This is a genomic window from Sphingobium sp. RC1, from assembly GCF_059738765.1.
Window position 1 is genome coordinate 81,894 of the sequence record NZ_AP027307.1, and the last position, 18,636, is coordinate 100,529.

The window sequence follows — 18,636 nt, forward strand, 5'->3', positions numbered from 1 at the left end:
AGAAAGCCCTTCTTGCAAACGATGGCAATGCTTTTCTTACTCAGTTTGCCTCAGGTCGTGTGAAGCAGGCTCCGAAATTGCTCTAAAACCTCGTCTGATGCCACGGCTGCGGCGGGGATGATGCGCCTTAAATGGGTGAAGCCATGGATCAGGTTCGAGAACTCGATCACTTCGGCGCGGCCTCCCGCCTGACGCAGCCGTTCCGCATATGCGATCGCCTCATCGCGCAGGGGATCGACCGACAGGACGACGATGAGGGCAGGGGGCAGGCCGGACAGATCCTGCGCTCCGAGCGGCGAGAGCCGCCAGTCGTTCGGGTCGCTGTCGCCGATATAGGCATCCGCCGTCGCCCGCAAAGTGTCGGCCTGCAGGCTGGGGTCGGCATTCGCCACGCGGGAGGGAAATGCCCAACCTTCGGCACGCAGGTCGACTGAGGGGTAGAGCAAAAGCTGCGCCTTGAGCGGGTGGGGACCTGTCTCGCCTCTTTCCCTTGCCGCGTCACGCAAGCCGATGGCCGTCGTCGCGGCCAGATTGCCCCCCGCGCTATCGCCTGCGATCACGACCTGCCGGACATCGCCGCCAAGGGCATCGACATTGTCGAGAACCCACTGCGCGGCGGCAAGCGAGTCCTCATAGGCGGCAGGGAAAGGATGTTCGGGGGCGAGGCGGTAGGTGCTCGACACGATTACCGCGGGCAGCGCTTCGCACAGATAACGGATCGTATGGTCCACCGTGTCGAGATCGCCGATCGTCCAGCCGCCGCCGTGGATGTAGTGCAGGGTGATCGTCGTCGGTTTGGTCGGGCGATAGATGCGCAGGGGCACCGGGCCGCCCGGTCCGTCGATGTTCCGCGCGTCCACCCCCGCGACCTCCGTAATGGGTGCCGGACCTAAGATCAGAGGCAGCAGTGATGCGGCATTCGCACGTTGGCCGGGCCAGTCGATCGGCAGTTCCACTTCCGATGGGATGGCCTTCAATATCTCGGCCAGAACGGGGTCCAATGTCATGCCTTGATCCTTTCATCGAGAATATCGTCAAGCGCCTTCACCACGGCATAGACTTCAGGATCTTCGACCCCGCCAGCCGCCATGCCATTGCGAACATAGGCGAAGCCAACTTCTCGCTCCGGCGACGCGAAAGCGAGACTGCCGCCCATACCGTCGTGCCCGAAGCTGGATCCGCCGAGCATGGGCTGCACGCGCCAGGGGATCATGAGCCCTGCGCCCCATGCCGGGCCTTCTTCTTCCAGACCGAATTGCTTGCCGGTCGAGACGGGACGGATCGCATCGGCGATGACCTCGTCGGACAGAAGGCGGATGCCGTCGATCGGGGCGAGGCAGGCCGCGTAAAATGTCGCCAGCGACCGGGCATCAGCCACAAGCGCTGCCCCTGCAAGCTCCATCGACTGCACATGCGGGTCGTTCAGGCTGCCTTTGCCGAAATCCGCCGCGAATGACAGGGCTCCGTTGATCGTCATCACCTGCCACGGCAGCGAGCCGGGCGCCATGCTAGCCTCTATCACGGCGGCTGCCTGCGCGGGATCGCGATGAACGAGCCTCGCGACGCGCTGCTGGTCGGCGCGGGGCACGCCGAAATAGAGCGACAGGTCGAGCGGGGTCGCGACATTGTCGGCGAGCCATTGGCCGACCGTTTGACCCGTCACCCTTCGGACAAGTTCGCTGGTGAACCAGCCGACCGTGACCGCATGATAGATATGCACCGACCCCGGCTCGAACATCGGGGGCTGGGCGGCCAGTCGGGCGGCCATATGCTCGACATCGCCGATCTGCTCCGCGCTGACATCGCCATCGATGAAGGGCACGCCGGCTCGATGCGCCAATGCGTTGCGAACCGTGAGGGCTCCCTTGCCGGCCTGGGCGAATTCCGGCCAGTAACGCGCGACCGGCGCATCGAGATCGATCAGGCCCTGACTCACTAGATGCAGCACGCAGACGGCAGCCACGCCCTTCGACACCGAAAAGACAGGAACGATAGTATCGGCTCTCCATGCAGCGCCACTATCCGCGTCGGCGACACCGCCCCAAAGATCAACGACGGTTTCGCCCTTCACGCGGATCGAACAAGCAGCGCCGACCTCCGCGCCGCCTCGCAGTCCAGTGGCAAAAGCGTCCCGGCAACGTTCGAAACCTGGCGCCACCGTGCCGCTGATCCTCGCAACCTTCTCGCTCTTCATGACCTCTCCTAAACCACCGTGCTGTCGGCTGTGGGCCCTTGCATAGCGGCAAAGCCACTGTTATGCAATGGATTGCAAGAACATCCAGCAAGGCCGCTGGAGAGAGGATTTCATGAGCTCCAGCGCATCTTGCGGCACCGTAAATGTACGGTTGCCGATTCGAACCAAACTCCTGTTCGGGTGTGGTCAGGGCGTGGAAGTATCGGCCACATTCGTCGCCAACACATTCCTCCTGTTCTACCTCACCAGTGTAGCTGGAATTTCGCCCGCAGTGGCGGGCGCAATCATCTTTGCATCCCTCGTCATAGATGCGATCGCGGATCCCCTGATCGGATCCTGGTCGGATCGCTCCCACTCGCGCTGGGGCCGCCGCCTGCCGTTCATGGTGTTCGGACTGCCGGTGATCTGCATCGCTTCGATAGCGTTGTTCGGCATAGCGGTATCGGGAGACACGGTGGCCGCCATCAGCGTCGCCCTCCTTCTCAACGTTTCGCTTCGGGTCGGAACATCGCTCTATGCGCTTCCCTATTCGGCGCTCACCGCCGAATTGACGAGTGACTACGACGAGCGGTCGAGCGTCACTGCTTATCGGATGATTTTCGGGTTCATCGGCACGGTCCTCACCATCGCGCCGGCCTTCGGACTCATCTTCGCGACAAAGGAAGCCTATGCGTCGCGCACTGCCTATATGCAGCTGGGGCTGCTGCTGTCAGCCGTAGTCCTGGTGATGGGACTCATCTGCATCCTTGGCGTGCGTCGGGCGGTTGCTGCGAGCCCAGTCGAGCACCTCACGCCCGCCGCGACGTCCAAGTCCTTTGTCGAAGACCTGCGCGATCTTCTGCGCAACAGGTCGTTTGTCGTTCTGTTCACGTCGGCCCTGATTGCTCTGGCCATAGGTGGCAGCATGAACGCCTTAAACCTCTATGCGTACAGCTATTTCTGGAAGCTGCCCGCTTCGCTTAATCAGGTTCCCATCATGGGATTCCAGATCGGCCTGCTTCTGGGTATTCCCGTCACCGCGCTGTTGCTCAAGCACATGGAAAAGCGCGATGTCGTGATCCTGGGACTCTGCACGATCGCGTTCGGCCAGACCGCTTCCGTCCTGATTGCCCATCAGTTTCTAGGGCCTTTGCCTAACCCGGCGGCCACGGCAGTCCTGGTGGGAGCGAGCGGGCTGTTCGGCGCCTGCAATTCCCTCTTCTTCATCGGATTTCAGTCAATGATAGCCGATGCGGTCGATGAGCATGAAGCCAGGTTCGGCCAGCGGTGCGAAGGGCTATATTATAGTGCGCTTGTCTTCTCGGCCAAGGCGGCAGTCGGAATCGGATCCCTCGCCGCCGGTTCCGTCCTGTCGATGGTTGGCCTCAAAGCCAATGCCGGCGCAGGCGCTGCGCAAATTGCCGATCAGTCCGCAACGTTTCTAGGGCTATTGTGGGGAGCTGGCCATGGCCTAGCCTTCCTCATAGTGCTCCCGTTAATCCTCACATATCGGCTGGATCGGGAACGCCACCGGCAACTTATTCGTGAGCTGGACACCCAGAGGGCTGTCGCGCCAGCCTGAGTTTCGGGCGCTTGCCTAGAAGGGAGTCGCTCAAGAAGTCCTGTAAATTCTCATCACGCCCATCGCCGGACGGGCGTGAAACCGCAAGGGAACCATAATGACCTTTACCAGCCTGATCGCTGAGCAACGCTTTGTCCTCCGCACCTTGGCAGACATTGACAGGCTGAAAATCGAACAAGATGTTATCGACGCGGTCCTTGAAGGTGTCGCCCAGCTTGCCGCAGGTGAGTGGGCGCCACTTCGACGCGTCGGTGACACGATCGGTGCAAAGTGGAGCGAAGCAGGGGTATGTTTGCCTGAGGGCTTTGCCGCAGCCTACCGCGCCTATGTGGAGGGCGGATGGGGCGGCATCGCCGCTCCCCAGGGTTTTGGCGGTCAGAACTTGCCATTCGCGCTGCAGATGGCGGTTCTGGAAACATTGGGAGTGGCGAATTTCGCCTTCGCCTTGCTGCCCATCCTCACCACAGGGTCGATAGAAGCGCTGATCCATCACGGCAGCGAGGAGCAGAAGCGACTCTATTTGCCGCGACTGACATCGGGCGAGTGGGCTGGCACGATGAACCTTACCGAACCGCAAGCAGGTTCGGATATCGGGGCGCTCCGGACGAGGGCCACACCTCGCCAGGACGGTCGGTGGAACATCACGGGTCAAAAGATATTCATCTCGTTCGGAGATCACGACCTTACGGAAAACATCATCCATCTCGTGCTTGCCCGGACGCCGGATGCGCCGGAGGGAACGCGCGGCATCTCGCTGTTTTTGGTGCCGAAATATCGCCTTGACGAAAGCGGAGCGCCGAGCATCTTCAATGATGTGCGCGCTGTATCGATCGAGCATAAGATGGGCCTTCATGCCTCACCCACCTGCATGCTTTCCTTTGGCGATAACTGCGAGTGTGTAGGGGAACTGATCGGCGCAATCGGCGGCGGCATGCCTGCAATGTTCACCGTGATGAACAATGCCCGGCTGAACATAGGCTTGCAAGGCGTCCAGATCGCCGAAGCAGCGACGGACAAGGCGAGTGCATTTGCCGCTGAGCGTATCCAGTCTGCTCGCGCGGGGAGTGCAAACCGCGCGCCGGTGCCGATCGCCGAGCATCCCGACGTGCGGCGCATGCTGCTGCGCATGAAAGCGCAAACACAGGCTGCTCGCGCACTAGTCTATTATGCGGCTAGTATGGTCGATCGTTCGGCTGGCGGTGACCAGGACGCTCAGATGCGGCTCGAACTGCTTACACCGCTGGCAAAGGCGCATGCGACCGATATCGGGTGCGAGGTCGCGTCCCTTTGCATGCAGGTGCATGGCGGCGTCGGCTATGTTGAGGAAACAGGCGTCGCCCAGTTCTTGCGTGACGTGCGAATAGCGCGAATCTACGAAGGCACGAACGGCATCCAGGCGGCCGACCTGGTCGGACGCAAGCTCGGCCTCGACAATGGCGGGGTTCTTCTCAGCCTGATCAATGATATGCGTCGCGATGCGGAAGGTGCTCCGCTATGCGACCTGATTGCGGTTTGCGACGAAATCGGTCGAGGGATGGCCGGTCTGGGGCATGACGACCGTCTTGCAGCGAGCTATCCTTACCTCACTATGCTGTCGACCGCCGTCTGCGGCTGGCTGATGGAGCGGGAAGCGCGTGCCGCTGCCGACGATGCGTTCGGGCGGACGAAGAAGGTCGTGTGCCGCTTCTACCTCGAACAGGTTCTTCCCGAAGCGATGGGGCTTCGCGCCGCCGCAACGGCGAGTGCGGACCTGCTATATGCTCTAGACGCTGATGCACTAAGGGCCTGACCATGACTGAATTCCGTGATCATATAGCGAGACCTGCATCCTTCATTACCGGTGTAAGGCGGATCGAGCGGACTCCGTCGGCCCATGGCGGTCCCTTGCTGATCAAGCTATTGCTGCAATCCGCCATGGCCCATGCGCCCGACCAGGAGATCGTGTACCGCGACACGGTCCGGCACAGCTATCGCGATTTCAACCGCCGCGTCGCGCAACTGGCGAATGTCCTTACCGATCTGGGCGTCACGCCGGGCCAGACGGTGGGCGTGCTTGACTGGGACAGTCACCGCTATCTCGAAAGCTATTTCGCCGTCCCCGGCATCGGCGCGGTGCTCCATATGGTGAACGTCAGGTTGTCGCCCGAACAGATATTGTTCACGATCAATCACGCCCGCGACGACGTGCTGCTCGTCCACGCGGATTTCCTGCCGCTGATCGAGTCGCTGTGGGATCGGCTGGAGACCGTCGGCACCTTGATCCTGCTCGCCGATGCCGGGGCGTCCCCTGTTACCACGCTTCCCTCCGCGGGGGAGTATGAGGAGCTGATCACAGCGGCATCTCCCTCCTTCCTCTTCCCGGACTTCGATGAGGATGCCTGCGCGACGACTTTCTACACGACTGGCACGACGGGTTTGCCCAAGGGCGTGTCATTCAGCCATCGCCAACTGGTCCTGCATAGTCTGGCGGCTGCCACTGCGTTGGGCTCCGCTGCCGATCAGGGACGGCTTCACCGCGGCGACGTCTACATGCCGATCACGCCGATGTTTCACGTCCATGCCTGGGGCTTGCCCTTCGTCGCTACCATGTTGGGGCTAAAGCAGGTCTATCCCGGCCGCTATGAGGCGGAAACGCTGCTCATGCTGCGCCGAAAGGAAGGCGTTACTTTCTCGCACTGCGTGCCGACACTGCTCCAGATGCTTCTCTCCTGTCAGGACAGCAGCGAAACGGACCTTGGCGGATGGAAGATCGTCATCGGTGGTTCCGCTCTTCCGGCAGGACTTGCGCGCACGGCAATTGAGCGGGGCATCGACATCTTCACCGGTTACGGCATGAGTGAGACCTGCCCGATCCTCAGTCTGGCGCAATTGGGGACCGATATGATCGAGGAGGGGCTAGCGGCGCAGATTGTCGCCCGAACAAAGGCCGGCCGCCCAGTTCCGCTCGTGGAACTCGCCATCATCGACGAGTCCTGCAATTCTCTTCCGCATGATGGAGAACAGTCAGGCGAAATCGTCGCGCGCGCCCCTTGGCTCACTCAGGCCTATGTTGGCGACGCCGCCGCCTCGAAACGGCTATGGGCCACCGGCTACCTGCATACCGGCGATGTTGGGATGATCGACCCCGGCGGCTGGCTGCGGATTACCGATCGGATGAAGGATGTGATCAAGTCGGGCGGCGAGTGGGTGTCATCCCTTGAAATAGAAGACCTGATCTCGCAGCACTGCGACGTTCGCGAGGTCGCAGTGATCGGCATTCCTGACGCCCGTTGGGGCGAGCGTCCACTGGCGCTCATCGTCGCGGCAAGTGAAGCATCATCGGCGATCACCACCGAAGCCATAGCGGCCCATCTGCAACCCTATTGTGACCAGGGGATCATCTCCAAATGGGCGATCCCGGCGGTCATTCAGGTCGATGCCCTTGCCAAGACGAGTGTCGGCAAACTCGACAAAAAGACCCTCCGCGCGCGTTTCGGGCAACCCTGATATTTTGTCCCGCATCTAAGGAGGTCAGCGGTTATCCGGCGGCCGCGCAGTACTGGGGAATAAGATGTCGGGCATGCCACGTGGCGCGCCTTGATGTCGTTTTTCTGCCATTATCGCGGTGCCATTCGGATGGCGCCATCAAGGCGTATGACTTCGCCATTGAGCATCGGGTTACGGACGATTGCTTCGACCATTTGAGCATATTCCTCGGGGCGTCCCAACCGGCTGGGGTGAGGAACCTGCGCGCCAAGGGAAACTTGGGCGGGGTGCGGCAGTCCCATCAGCATAGGGGTCAGGAACAGACCCGGCGCGATGCTCATCACCCGGATACGATGCTGGGCAAGGTCGCGAGCAGCGGAAAGGGTGAGCTTTACCACACCGCCCTTTGAAGAGGCGTAGGCGGCTTGCCCAATCTGTCCGTCATAGGCTGCGACGGAGGCTGTGTTGACGATTACGCCTGCCTCCTCCCCTTCTATGTCTGCGGCGATCAGGCGCGCGGCGACCTTCGACAGTATGTTGAAGGTGCCTACCAAGTTGATCTCTACGGCCTTGCGGTAGGTGGACAATGAGTGGGGCTGACCCAGCCTGTCCACAATACGCATCGCAGGAGCGATCCCGGCGCAGTTGACTAGGATACGGGCCGTGCCATGGGATGATTCCGCCATCGCAAGGGCCTCCGCCACGCCCTCGTCATCGGTCACATCGACCGGGAGGAATATGCCGCCGATCTCATTCGCCGTGGCAGAGCCGACATCGGCGTTAAGGTCAAAGATGGCGACCCGTGCACCCGATGCCGCTAGCAAGCGCGCGGTCGCGCCTCCCAACCCCGAAGCTCCACCGGTAACGATGGCAGCGCAGCCGTTGATGTCCATGATCAAAATGCTCCTTCAATTCATTTGATAGCAACCGTGATGGCTTAGCCTCGTCGACCCCATGGTCGGGTCGAGCCGGCAATTGACGCGATGAGATTGACCTACCGATCAGGTGAGGAACACCTTACGCGCCCCTTAACGCTGCTTGGCGATTTCCTCGTTGCGCAGCAGGAAGCGCTGCACCTTGCCGCTGGGCGTCTTGGGCAGTGATTCCACGAACGCGACTTCGCGCGGATAGGCATGAGCGGATAGGCGAGTCTTGACGTAGCGCTGGATCGATGATGCCAGATCCGGTTGGTCCGCACTATAGCCCTGGTTCAGTACGATGAACGCCTTGATGATCTCGGTACGCTCGGGGTCCGGTTTTCCGATCACCGCGGATTCCATCACGGCTTCATGTTCGAGCAGTGCGCTTTCGACGTCGAATGGCCCGACGCGGTAGCCCGACGTCGTGATGACGTCGTCGGCGCGGCCGATGAAAGAAATGCTGCCGTCCTTATTCTGCTCGACCGTGTCGCCGCTCAAATAATAATCACCGACGAACGCTTTGGTTTCCCGCTCCAGATAGCCCGAAAACCACATCATCGGCGATGCCTTGCGATCCAGCGCCAGTATGCCCGGCTCCCCTTGAGGCAGTTCCTCCCCTTCTGGCGAGATGACAACTACGCGATGCCCGGGGGACGCGAAGCCGGCCGAGCCGACGTGGATAGAATGATCGATCCCATGATGGTTGCACAGCACCATGCCGAGTTCGGTCTGCCCGTAATGATCGTAGATCGGCGCGCTCAAATGCTCGTCAAACCAGCGTATGATCTCAGGATTAAGTGGCTCGCCTGCGCTACTGACGGCGCGAAGCTGGCCTTTGATGCGCGCGGCCTTCTCCGCCCCTCCCGCCAACAGCAACCGATAGGCCGTCGGCGATCCCGCAAGATTTGTGATCCCCAGTTCGGCAATCGTGTCATAGGCGTCGTCAACATCGAACCCGCGCTGGTTGAAGGTCGTCGTCATGCCAAGCGCCAGAGGACCGGTTACCGCATAATATAGGCCATAGGCCCAGCCGGGGTCGGCCAAATTCCAGAAATGGTCGTCACGGCGCAGGCCCACAGCATCGCGCATGTAGGCAGCGAATGCCGCGATCGCCTTGATCGGCACCAGCAGCGGCTTGGCGGGTCCTGTGGTGCCAGACGTAAACATGATGAGCAACGGATCGTCCAGGCCGCAAGGCACCGCCATATGGGCATCTTCCTCGCTTTCGATCATGAGCCAGAAGTCCCGCTGGCCGTTGTCCTTATCCGCGCCCACGATGATCTGCTCGACCGACGAAGGGAGATCGGCGATCTTGGGACAATTGTCCTGATCCGTTACGATCACGCGGGTGTCCGCCTCTGTCAGGCGATATTCGATCGCCTTCGATCCAAAGGCGGTAAACAAGGGCTGATACACTGCCCCCAGACGCCAGGTGGCGAGGATCAGTATCAGGAGTTCGGGCGAGCGCGGCAGCAACCCGGCGACCCGGTCGCCCTTAGTTACGCCCAGCGATGCCAGCGCTGTGGCTAGCCGCGCGCTGTCGTGGGCGAGCCGGGCGAAGGTCCATTCCATCGTGACGCCATCAAGCCCGCGATGGCGCAATGCCACGCGTTCCCGATCAGCAGCATGCCGGTCGCCGCACAATAAAGCCGCGTTGGTGTGCCCGTTATCGTCTAAATCAAGACAAGAGAGGGCCGCCTTCAGGTCGAACATGGAGACGGCACTGTTATCGTCGCCGCCGCCCCGCGAACATGTACCGTCCATGCCTTCCCACTCCAATTCACAAATGCGCGATCGATGCATTTTACAGCTTTGAATGTCGCCTAAGTTCAAATCATCTTCCCTGCCCAGCGCATGTTCGGCAGAAAGGAAGCCCCGGCACCGGATCGTCCGGTGTCGGGGAACCAAGTGACCGCGCTTTGCTAGCGCAGCTAATCAGAAGCCTTTGCGGATCCTGACGCCGATCGTGCGGGGAACCGGACCGTTGAGAGCGGTAGGCACGAAATAATCCGTCGGACCGCGTTCGTCTGTCAGGTTTTCGCCAAACAGCGCGATTTCGTAAGGACCTCGCCGGATACCCAGCGTCGCTCCCAACAGATCATAACGGCTTGCGGTGACACCGCCGATCGTCGGCCGCGATCCCGTCTGGCTGAAGTTCACGTTGCTGAAAAGCTCAAGATTGTTGCTGATCTCGCGAGTGTAGCTGGCATCAATACGAAAGTTATAGCCTGCGGAATTTACCAGACGGCGACCTTCGGCCAGGCGAGGAAGTTGAGCCGTAACCTGCGGGTCCACCTCGTCATATTTGCTGGAATTGATGTTGGCGACCCCTCCCAATGTCAAACCGGGCACGGGCGTGCGCCAATTTACATCGATATCGATGCCGGTCGAATGCGCCTTGCCGATGTTGAGGAAGCCTCCGATGCCAGCAGTTGTCGTATAGCCCGACTGCAATCCATCGAACTTGATGTGATAGAGGTTGGCCGCCACAGTTAAGGTGCGATTGAAGAGCCGTACCCTGGTGCCGAGTTCGTAATTGGTCAACGACAAGGGATCCAGCAAGATCTTGGCTGGGAAGCCATCGGCCTCCAGCAATTGCACCTGAAGCGCGGACTGAATCGTGTTGACACGGAAGCCCGTTGATACAGTGGCGAATGCCGAAATATCGTCATTCGGGAAATATGACAGGTTTGCGCGCCAAGTGGTCTTCTTCAGCGTCGCGGGCAAGCTGGATGTTGCATCCTCATATCTGCGACGATCATGATAGTAGCGGACACCAAGAAGCGGCACGAGCTTTCCACCGAACAGATCATAACTGATTTCGCCAAAACCGGCCCAATTTCTGGTCACCGCATTGTTATCGGCTACCTGCTGGACCACCACAAAATCCAGAGCGTTACGCTGCGGACCTTCGCCGGCGCTATAGGCGCCGCCTACAACCCAATGGAATGGCCCTGCACCGGTAGATCTCGCTCGAATTTCCTGATTGAAGTTTTTCGGATTGAAGAAGGAGTCGAATTTCCCTCCAGGAATACCCAGCACTCCCAGCGGTGTGCGGTAACCAAACGACCCTTTCAGGTAACTGGTAGAACTCGTTATCGCGACGCCGCCCAGGTCGAGGTCACCGGTCAGGCTGTAAAGCGTATATTTGGATCTGGTGAAACTATCGATACCCGCCGTATTCTCGTAGGTAAATGGATCGACACCGCTGTAAATGGATTGATAACCCTGGGTTGGCCTGAACTGCCAGACTTGCGCGCGGAGCGTGAACCTGTCGGAGGGCTTGAACAAAACCGCGATCCGCCAGTCCCGATTTATTTGGTGATTGACGTCCTTTTCATCGGGCGTGCCGTCATTGGCTCCGTAATAAACGTCGGCATAGCCCTGCTGGCGCGAAATGCCGCCACTCACTCTTATCGCCAGCACGTCTTCGATAATCGGTACCGACAGGGCGCCCGCAACACCCCAGTTCAGGCCGGACGCATCCCTTGTGGACGAGGCGGAGGCTTCGCCCAGCACCTGGACCGCCGATAGATCAGGGTCGCGGGTGCGGAAGATGATAGTGCCGCCTGCCGAACCTTGCCCGTAGAGCGTGCCCTGAGGGCCACGAAGAACCTCAACCCGTTCCAGATCAAGAAACTTGATGGGAGGAGCAATACCGAAATTTGGAACGACAAAGGGTACATCGTCCAGATAATAGCCGATGGGGGTTTCACCGTTGGTCCCACCGACGCCGACGCCGCGAATATTATAGGATTTGATACCGGCAGCAGTCTCCTGCGCGATGGACGCGCCGGGAATGGCAGTGATCAGGTTGTTGACGTCCTGAACATTCTTTTCCTTGAGGCTTTCGCCTGAGAATGCCTGGATCGCCAGAGGCGTTTTTTGCAGTGACTGCGGCCCGGTTTTGGACGCGGTCACGACGATGTCGGGGACAGAGCTTTGCGTGGCCGATGATTGCGCTGCTACAGTGCTGCTCGCGTCGCCCGATTGCGATGCCGTCTGCCCGTAGGCTTGCCCGCTCAGCGCGCACAACGATACGCACGTCACGAGCGACATTCTTACCTTCATGATCATTCTCCCCACAACAGCAGCCGTCTAATCCGGGCTTGCAATGGTTTGCAAATTAGTCCACCTTGCAATCCATTGCAAGAAAGAATTTTTGGCTGATTTCGGAGGGGCGGTGACATCCGCAATGCTCCAGGAGGGCCACGCCATCGCCGGGGGTTGCAAATGGGATGTGCCAAAAGCGGAAGGCGTTGGAAGGACGAGACGGCAGTGCGGGACGGGGTCGGCGGCGGGACCTGACCGCAGTCTACTATACGTGCGTCGCTCGAACCTGAGCAGGATCGCTGGCCTCATGCTGCGGCCAGCAAAGGACAATGTAGATGCAAGAAAAGCAGGACAGGATAATGGAGCAGGATCTTTTCAGTCACGTCGTGGGATCCAGCGAGCGTCCGCTCCTGGACTGGACTGTAGGCCAGGCTCTTGACCACGCGGCGGAGTGTTGGCCTGATGAAACCGCCTTGATCTCACGCCATCAGGGCCTCCATTTCAGTTGGGCGGCATTGAGGGATGCCGCGCATGATTTCGCGCTGGGACTGACCGCGCTGGGGCTGGGGCCAGGTGACCGCGTCGGAGTGTGGGCGCCCAATTGCGCCGAATGGATCATCGCACAGTTCGCCACGGCGGTAGTGGGCATCATCCAGGTCAACATCAATCCCGCCTATAGGCTCAGCGAGTTGGAATATACGCTGCACAAAGTGGGCGTTAAAGCGCTCATCTGCGCCGACAGTTTTAAAACCAGCGATTATCTCGCCATGGTGGAGGAACTGGTGCCCGAACTGAGTCAGCATACCGGAAAGATCGCGTCATCCCGGCTCCCCCTTCTGGAGCATGTCATCAAGATTGGCGGCGGACCGCGACCGGGATGGCTTGATTTTGACACCGTCATGCAGAGCGGCAGCGAGTTGCCGCGCGAGCGGATCGAGGCGATCGGCTCCGCGCTGCGCCCACATGACCCCATCAATATCCAGTTCACCAGCGGCACGACTGGCCTGCCCAAAGGCGCTACGCTTTCCCACCACAATGTCCTCAATAATGCCTATTTTTGCGGGCTAGCTATGGGCCTGACGGCGGGCGACCGGCTTTGCGTGCCGGTGCCGCTCTATCATTGCTTTGGCATGGTGATGAGCAACCTTGCCTGCCTCGTTCATGGGGCTACGATCGTCTACCCCTCTGCAGGCTTTGATCCGCTGGCGGTTCTGGAAGCGGTGGAGGCAGAACGCTGCACCGCATTACACGGCGTGCCAACCATGTTCATTGCGGAACTGGAGCATCCGCAATTTTCACGCTTCGACCTCAGCTCCCTGCGCACTGGGCTGATGGCAGGCGCACCTTGCCCTATCGAAATCATTAATCGGGTTATGACGGAAATGCATATGCGCGATGTTGGCGTCGCCTATGGCATGACGGAGACAAGCCCGGTCAGCTTCCAGACATCGGTAACCGATCCGGTCGAGCGCCGCGTTTCCACGATCGGCCATGTCCAGCCTCATCTGGAAGCCAAAGTCATCGATCCCGTGACGGGCAAAATCCTTCCGCGCGGCACGCCCGGAGAATTATGCACGCGCGGCTATTCCGTGATGCTGGGCTACTGGGACGAACCGGAGCGGACCGCTGATGCGATCCGTGATGGTTGGATGCACACGGGTGATCTGGGCATTATCGACGATGAAGGCTATGGCCGGGTGGTAGGCCGCGCGAAGGATATGATCATCAGGGGCGGCGAAAACATCTATCCGCGAGAGATTGAGGAGTTTCTCATCCGTCACGACGCGATAGAGGATGTACAGGTCGTAGGCGTTCCGAGCGAGCGCTTCGGTGAAGAGGTATGCGCCTGCGTCCGCCTGCGTGCTGGCATGCAAATCACTGTGGATGACCTGATTGCCTCCTGTCGCGGCCAGATCGCCCATTACAAGATTCCGCGCTACGTCCGCTTCATGGAAGCCTTCCCTATGACCGTGACGGGCAAGGTGCAGAAGAACTTGCTGCGCGATGTGACGGTAAGCTGGCTGAAGAATGAAGGCACTGACAATCTACCGGACTGATCATGCTGTACTGGACTGCGAGGCTACCCCACCGTACCAATACTTCAACTCTTCGTTAAAGATCATCCATCGAACTGTCGTTACGTATGCGCGCTTTCCGCTCAGTGTAAGGAATTAAAGTCAGTGCTGCGGAATCGACATCAGCCCTGAGCAGGGCCGAGTGCTTAAGGGGGGGGCAGGTGCTGAAAATGCCACTTGCCTCATCAGTTACGAATGTCCGCCAGTCCCGATTCCTGTACTTCGTGATAGTCTCGATGCAGTGGGTCATTGCCATCCACAGGCACATCGCATGGCCGCCGATCCGGCTGCGACGGCGCATCGGGGGGCTCACGGAAGGCAGGATTATCAGTTCTGCAGCGCAAGTTGCCGAACCAAGTTCATTGTCGACCCTAATCGCTAGTTCCGCGCCAACGCCGCCGCTCCGGGTGCGATGTGGACTGCCCGATGCAACCGGAGGTGAGGCAGGATCATCTTGGCCCCTGTCCGATTTGCGGCCTGGCGCTGGAGCCGGAAATGGTCACTGCGAAGACTGGTCCAAACGCCGAGCTCATCGACATGACCCGGCGCTTCTGGATTGCCTGGGCGATAACGATACCGGTGTTCCTGCTGGAAATGGGCAGCCACTTGTTTCCCGCGATTCACCGGGTAGATCCGTCCGCGCTTACGGGTCATCGTGGGCAGGATGGAAAGTTTTGGCTCGCCGCGCAAGCCGGGGCCGGTGCGGGGATAAAGAGGGGATGGCCCGAACTGCAGGGTCCGTTAAGGTCGATGACGATCCCGTGCGGGCGCTGCTGACGCGGCGGTGTCGGTTTTTGGGCCTTCCCGGAACGGAGGGATGGGCGGTACTCCCCTCTGACCTCTTCCGGGCAGCGAGCGATGGCTATGGGCAGGTGACCAGCCGCTAGGGCAGAGATTTGTCGCCGCGCCTCCCGCCGCCGACGTCCCCCTTGTAAAGAATATCCCAGCCCGCCGGCTCTGCGTGGCGCTGATCTCCCTACGCGGGTGCTTGTAATTATTGCCCTTGCCGACCGAAAACACACAGGTCCCCAGGTTCGGCACACGCAGCGGGAGTCTTCCGCTGAACTTTCCGCCATGATGGGTACCGACCATATAGGCCGCCGTCGACATGAAGATGCTGACTCGGAGCATGGCATATGGCGCGTCGCCCACGAGGAGCGTGTCCCGCGCCTGCCCATTTAAGTTCACTTCCCGATCGGAGTCTATACACCGTTCGTCCGTGCGTTGTTTACCTACCGTCTTGGTTTTCATCTGGATCAGGTAAATTTTGACTACCGTGATCATGAACTACTCAACCTTTTCCTCGGTGTGCCAGGCCCCAAATCAAAATGGGTAGTTGCCGGTCTCGCGCGTAACGTGCTGAACCAGAAGCGGATCACCAATATCTCACTAGCGCGTAGACCCATTACGCGTTGCACCAGAGGCGAACGCAGATGAGCTTGATGGCGGCGAGGAAGTTGGCCGGGTCTTTGTCGTAGCGGGTCGCGATGCCGCGGTACTGTTTGATGCGATTGAAGAAGCGCTCGACGAGGTTTCGCTGTTTGTAGAGCCATGGCGAGAAAGCGAAGCGTTGCGTGCGGTTGGATCGATTGGGAATGTTGGCCCAAACGTTCCTGGCGGCAGCGGCCTCACGGATGGCATCGCTGTCATATCCCTTGTCGCCCAGCAGGGTTGCGCCTTCGGGGATGGCCTCGATCAGCGCCTCGGCTTCACAGGCGTCGTGGACCTGCCCGCCTGTCAGTCTCAGGCTGACAGGGCGTCCGTCAGCATCGACAAGAGCATGGAGTTTGCTGGTAAGGCCGCCCCGGGAACGTCCCATGCCACGATCGCAGCCTCCCCCTTTTTGCCCGTCGCACCATTCTGGTGGACGCGCATGCAGGTGGAATCGATCATCACCAGTTCGCCATTATATCCGGCAGAAACCGCTGCCAGCAGCCGGTCCCACACCCCGGCTTTGCGCCAGCGGACGAACCGATTGTAGCAGGTTGTCGAAGGCCCATAGCGCTCGGGCACTTCGGCCCACGTCGCTCCCGAGCGAAAGCGCCACATGATCCCGTTGATAACTCGACGGTCATCCACCCGGGCCACGCCGCGCGACTTGTTGGGAAGCAAGGGCTCGATAATCGCCCATTCCCGATCTGTCAGTTCATACCGCCGCCGTGCCATCAAACCCTCCAAATCTGGAGGCCCCTGAATCATGCAAATGGCCAATCCTCAAGCCATTTTATGAGTTTACGACCTAAGCGGAGGCGGAAAGGGGGCGAAGTCTGTGGAGGGCTCCGCAATCCTTCGTTCGGTCGGCGAGCGCGGGACGTGCGCAGGCACGACATAGAGAAGGCGGGCGCTGGCCCGCCTTCTTCATTTTTGGCCCCGGCGTGGTCGATGCGGACAGACGGCCACTGCATCCTGCGTCCAAGGTGAACGACGTTACTGACGTATGGGTGACGCCGGAGACGGGGCAACTCGGATTCGTCGCGCGTCGGCTCGATCAGTCCAGTCCATTTCTCCGTCCACTCGCAAAATGGTTCGGGTCCTCAGGCTGCGGCCCGGTAGTGATCGCCAGATCGCAACACTGCAAAAATGATCCGTGCGTCCTTATTGGCGATCGCAACGATGAGTTCATGGGGGTTGGGCGACTACAGCAGGCTCTTAATGCCGGTTGATCCAGACGATCTGCGCGTTGGTGAATTCGCGAACGCCGAAGTGCGACAGCTCACGACCATAGCCGCTCTTCTTCACGCCGCCGATTGGAGTGCGCGGGTCGGAAGCGGCGAAGCCGTTGATGAACACGCCCCCGCTTTCGATACGGCGAGCATATTTGCGCGCCTTTGCGACGTTCGCCGTCCAGATCGCTCCCGAGAGGCCGAACTCGCTTTGGTTAGCGAGACGGATCGCGTCTTCGGCATCCTCCGCGATGGTAATCGAGGCGACAGGACCGAACGTCTCCTCCTCAAACGCCGCCATGCCTGGCTCGACGCCCGACAGGATCACCGGCTTGAAGAAGGCCGTGCCATCCGCGCCATCTTGCGGTCCGCCCTCAAGTAGGACCTTGGCGCCTTTCTCGACCGTCCGCTTGACCTGGTCTGCGAGCTCCGCCCGCAGGTCGATACGCGCCATCGGGCCGATGTAGGTATCTTCCTCCTCCGGGTTGCCCACCTTGAGATCTTTCACAGCGGCGACGAAGCGCGTGGAGAATTCCTCTGCGATCGACTCTTCCACGATGATGCGCTTGGCGGCGATGCAGATCTGACCGGAATTCTGGAAACGGGCAAGCACGGCGGCGGGGACGGCGCGATCGAGGTCGGCGTCGGCGAGGACGATGAACGGATCGGAACCACCCAGCTCGAGCAGGGTCTTCTTGATCGCGCGACCTGCCTGCGACGCAACCGCGGAACCCGCGCGCACGCTGCCGGTGAGGGAGACCGCAGCAACCCGATCGTCGTTAATGATCGCTTCGATGTCCTCTTGGGCGACGTTCAGGACCGAGATCAGGCCTTTGGGCACGCCAGCCCCCTCGAAGACCGAAGCGACATTGTAGGCGGTAGCTATACAGTTCGGCGCGTGCTTCAGGATGAACGCGTTGCCCGCAAGAACGACCGGAACAATGCCGCGCATGGCCTGCCAGAACGGGAAATTCCACGGCATGATGCCGAGGATCGAACCGAGCGGCAGATAGGAAACATAAGCGGCCTGCCCCTCAATCTCGGTGGGCTCATCGTCGAGCAGCGAAGCGCCTTTGGCGGCCGCCCACTCACACAGCGTTGCGCACTTTTCGATCTCGGCCTTCGCCTGCGTGATCGGCTTGCCCATTTCACGGGTCATGGCAATCGCGAATTCGTCGGTTCGCTTGCGCAGGACACCGGCGAGCTTGCCGAAGAGCCTCCCCCGTTCCGCCGGCTCCACGTCTCGCCAGATCCTGAACGCAGCGATCGACTGGTCCAGCAGGATCTGAACCTCATCGGGGGTCTGGTGGGGATAGCGGGTGAGCACTTTACCTGTAGCCGGGTTGATCGCGGCTGACTCATTCGGGGCTACTTTGGACTGAGCCATCTCTGCTTTCCTTCTGGCGTTCGCAGCAAATTGCTGCGGAATCGATGAGTAGTCTATGGACCTTCTCGGCGCGCAAGACAGAGCTGGTTTAGCCTCCGCCGCTTCGATCATCCGCCTTCTATATTCACGCTTAACTAGCGGTCAAGCGGATTGACGGACAACTATCGAAGCCCTAGGTCGTTCAGGTGAGGTGCCTTGCGCCTCAGGTATCAATCGTTCAGCCGCACGCCGCGGTTGCTTCGGGCGCCACATAGCTGGGCTGGCTTCAGCAAGGCGCTCGTGCATTCGCTGCCTGGGCCCGATCGCCCGTTCAATAAG

Annotated in this window: 13 protein-coding genes; 6 read left to right on the top strand and 7 right to left on the bottom strand. The window is 60.2% G+C overall.

Going from position 1 to position 18,636, the window contains the following annotated elements:
* Window positions 1–50: 50 nt before the first annotated feature.
* Window positions 51–1,007 carry an alpha/beta hydrolase gene (locus AC6JBC_RS13440; RefSeq protein ID WP_449470401.1) on the bottom strand — a complete coding sequence of 319 codons (957 nt, stop codon included), beginning with the start codon at window positions 1,005–1,007 and terminating at the stop codon, window positions 51–53.
* On the bottom strand, window positions 1,004–2,194 hold the full coding sequence (locus AC6JBC_RS13445) for a serine hydrolase domain-containing protein (protein ID WP_449470402.1): 1,191 nt from the start codon (window positions 2,192–2,194) through the stop codon (window positions 1,004–1,006). The genes AC6JBC_RS13440 and AC6JBC_RS13445 overlap by 4 nt, the downstream gene beginning before the upstream one ends.
* 112 nt (window positions 2,195–2,306) lie before the next feature.
* On the opposite strand from AC6JBC_RS13445, the gene AC6JBC_RS13450 reads away from it, so the two are divergent.
* The 3 genes from AC6JBC_RS13450 to AC6JBC_RS13460 all read left to right on the top strand — a co-directional run bounded on the left by AC6JBC_RS13450 (window position 2,307) and on the right by AC6JBC_RS13460 (window position 7,241).
* Window positions 2,307–3,755 carry an MFS transporter gene (locus AC6JBC_RS13450; protein ID WP_449470404.1) on the top strand — a complete coding sequence of 483 codons (1,449 nt, stop codon included), beginning with the start codon at window positions 2,307–2,309 and terminating at the stop codon, window positions 3,753–3,755.
* Window positions 3,756–3,852: 97 nt separating this feature from the next.
* On the top strand, window positions 3,853–5,544 hold the full coding sequence (locus AC6JBC_RS13455) for an acyl-CoA dehydrogenase family protein (protein ID WP_498026114.1): 1,692 nt from the start codon (window positions 3,853–3,855) through the stop codon (window positions 5,542–5,544).
* A gap of 2 nt (window positions 5,545–5,546) precedes the next feature.
* Window positions 5,547–7,241: a fatty acid--CoA ligase gene (locus AC6JBC_RS13460; RefSeq protein ID WP_449470408.1), complete on the top strand. Its 1,695-nt coding sequence runs from the start codon at window positions 5,547–5,549 to the stop codon at window positions 7,239–7,241.
* Between the two features lie 110 nt (window positions 7,242–7,351).
* On the opposite strand, the gene AC6JBC_RS13465 is transcribed toward AC6JBC_RS13460, so the two are convergent.
* The 3 genes from AC6JBC_RS13465 to AC6JBC_RS13475 form a co-directional block, all read right to left on the bottom strand.
* Window positions 7,352–8,113, bottom strand: a complete 762-nt coding sequence (locus AC6JBC_RS13465; protein ID WP_449470409.1) for an SDR family NAD(P)-dependent oxidoreductase — start codon at window positions 8,111–8,113, stop codon at window positions 7,352–7,354.
* 135 nt (window positions 8,114–8,248) lie between these two features.
* Window positions 8,249–9,904 carry an AMP-binding protein gene (locus AC6JBC_RS13470; RefSeq protein WP_449470411.1) on the bottom strand — a complete coding sequence of 552 codons (1,656 nt, stop codon included), beginning with the start codon at window positions 9,902–9,904 and terminating at the stop codon, window positions 8,249–8,251.
* Between the two features lie 171 nt (window positions 9,905–10,075).
* Entirely contained in the window at window positions 10,076–12,217 is a 2,142-nt protein-coding gene (locus AC6JBC_RS13475; protein WP_498026115.1) for a TonB-dependent receptor, read from the bottom strand.
* A 311-nt stretch (window positions 12,218–12,528) separates the two neighbouring features.
* On the opposite strand from AC6JBC_RS13475, the gene AC6JBC_RS13480 reads away from it, so the two are divergent.
* From AC6JBC_RS13480 to AC6JBC_RS13490, 3 genes are all read left to right on the top strand, one after another.
* A complete protein-coding gene (locus AC6JBC_RS13480; RefSeq protein WP_464770866.1) occupies window positions 12,529–14,250 on the top strand; it encodes an AMP-binding protein in 1,722 nt (573 codons plus the stop codon).
* Between the two features lie 444 nt (window positions 14,251–14,694).
* The gene (locus AC6JBC_RS13485; RefSeq protein ID WP_449470414.1) at window positions 14,695–15,045 is read left to right on the top strand and encodes a hypothetical protein; all 351 of its coding nucleotides are present in this window, start codon (window positions 14,695–14,697) and stop codon (window positions 15,043–15,045) included.
* Window positions 14,988–15,155, top strand: coding sequence for a hypothetical protein (locus AC6JBC_RS13490; RefSeq protein ID WP_449470528.1), 168 nt, complete (start codon window positions 14,988–14,990; stop codon window positions 15,153–15,155). Before AC6JBC_RS13485 ends, AC6JBC_RS13490 begins: the two co-directional genes overlap by 58 nt.
* Window positions 15,156–15,673: 518 nt before the next feature.
* Here the strand turns inward: AC6JBC_RS13490 and AC6JBC_RS13495 are convergent.
* Together AC6JBC_RS13495 and AC6JBC_RS13500 are read right to left on the bottom strand one after the other, a co-directional pair.
* Window positions 15,674–16,434 (bottom strand): IS5 family transposase gene (locus tag AC6JBC_RS13495; RefSeq protein ID WP_464770867.1). Its coding sequence is split into 2 segments (ribosomal slippage): window positions 15,674–16,104 and window positions 16,104–16,434, totalling 762 coding nucleotides; the frame shifts between segments, so codons are not numbered across the junction.
* 483 nt (window positions 16,435–16,917) lie between these two features.
* Window positions 16,918–18,318, bottom strand: a complete 1,401-nt coding sequence (locus AC6JBC_RS13500) for an NAD-dependent succinate-semialdehyde dehydrogenase (protein ID WP_460989841.1) — start codon at window positions 18,316–18,318, stop codon at window positions 16,918–16,920.
* Window positions 18,319–18,636 lie beyond the last annotated feature (318 nt).

What these genes read in the sequence shown, in the direction of transcription:
- AC6JBC_RS13445 (WP_449470402.1), bottom strand. Translation starts at nt 2,194, where the DNA reads ATGAAGAGCGAGAAGGTTGCGAGGATCAGCGGCACGGTGGCGCCAGGT.
- AC6JBC_RS13455 (WP_498026114.1), top strand. Translation starts at nt 3,853, where the DNA reads ATGACCTTTACCAGCCTGATCGCTGAGCAACGCTTTGTCCTCCGCACC.
- AC6JBC_RS13500 (WP_460989841.1), bottom strand. Translation starts at nt 18,318, where the DNA reads ATGGCTCAGTCCAAAGTAGCCCCGAATGAGTCAGCCGCGATCAACCCG.
- AC6JBC_RS13465 (WP_449470409.1), bottom strand. Translation starts at nt 8,113, where the DNA reads ATGGACATCAACGGCTGCGCTGCCATCGTTACCGGTGGAGCTTCGGGG.
- AC6JBC_RS13480 (WP_464770866.1), top strand. Translation starts at nt 12,529, where the DNA reads ATGCAAGAAAAGCAGGACAGGATAATGGAGCAGGATCTTTTCAGTCAC.
- AC6JBC_RS13440 (WP_449470401.1), bottom strand. Translation starts at nt 1,007, where the DNA reads ATGACATTGGACCCCGTTCTGGCCGAGATATTGAAGGCCATCCCATCG.
- AC6JBC_RS13475 (WP_498026115.1), bottom strand. Translation starts at nt 12,217, where the DNA reads ATGATCATGAAGGTAAGAATGTCGCTCGTGACGTGCGTATCGTTGTGC.
- AC6JBC_RS13450 (WP_449470404.1), top strand. Translation starts at nt 2,307, where the DNA reads ATGAGCTCCAGCGCATCTTGCGGCACCGTAAATGTACGGTTGCCGATT.
- AC6JBC_RS13460 (WP_449470408.1), top strand. Translation starts at nt 5,547, where the DNA reads ATGACTGAATTCCGTGATCATATAGCGAGACCTGCATCCTTCATTACC.
- AC6JBC_RS13485 (WP_449470414.1), top strand. Translation starts at nt 14,695, where the DNA reads ATGCAACCGGAGGTGAGGCAGGATCATCTTGGCCCCTGTCCGATTTGC.
- AC6JBC_RS13470 (WP_449470411.1), bottom strand. Translation starts at nt 9,904, where the DNA reads ATGGACGGTACATGTTCGCGGGGCGGCGGCGACGATAACAGTGCCGTC.
- AC6JBC_RS13490 (WP_449470528.1), top strand. Translation starts at nt 14,988, where the DNA reads ATGGCCCGAACTGCAGGGTCCGTTAAGGTCGATGACGATCCCGTGCGG.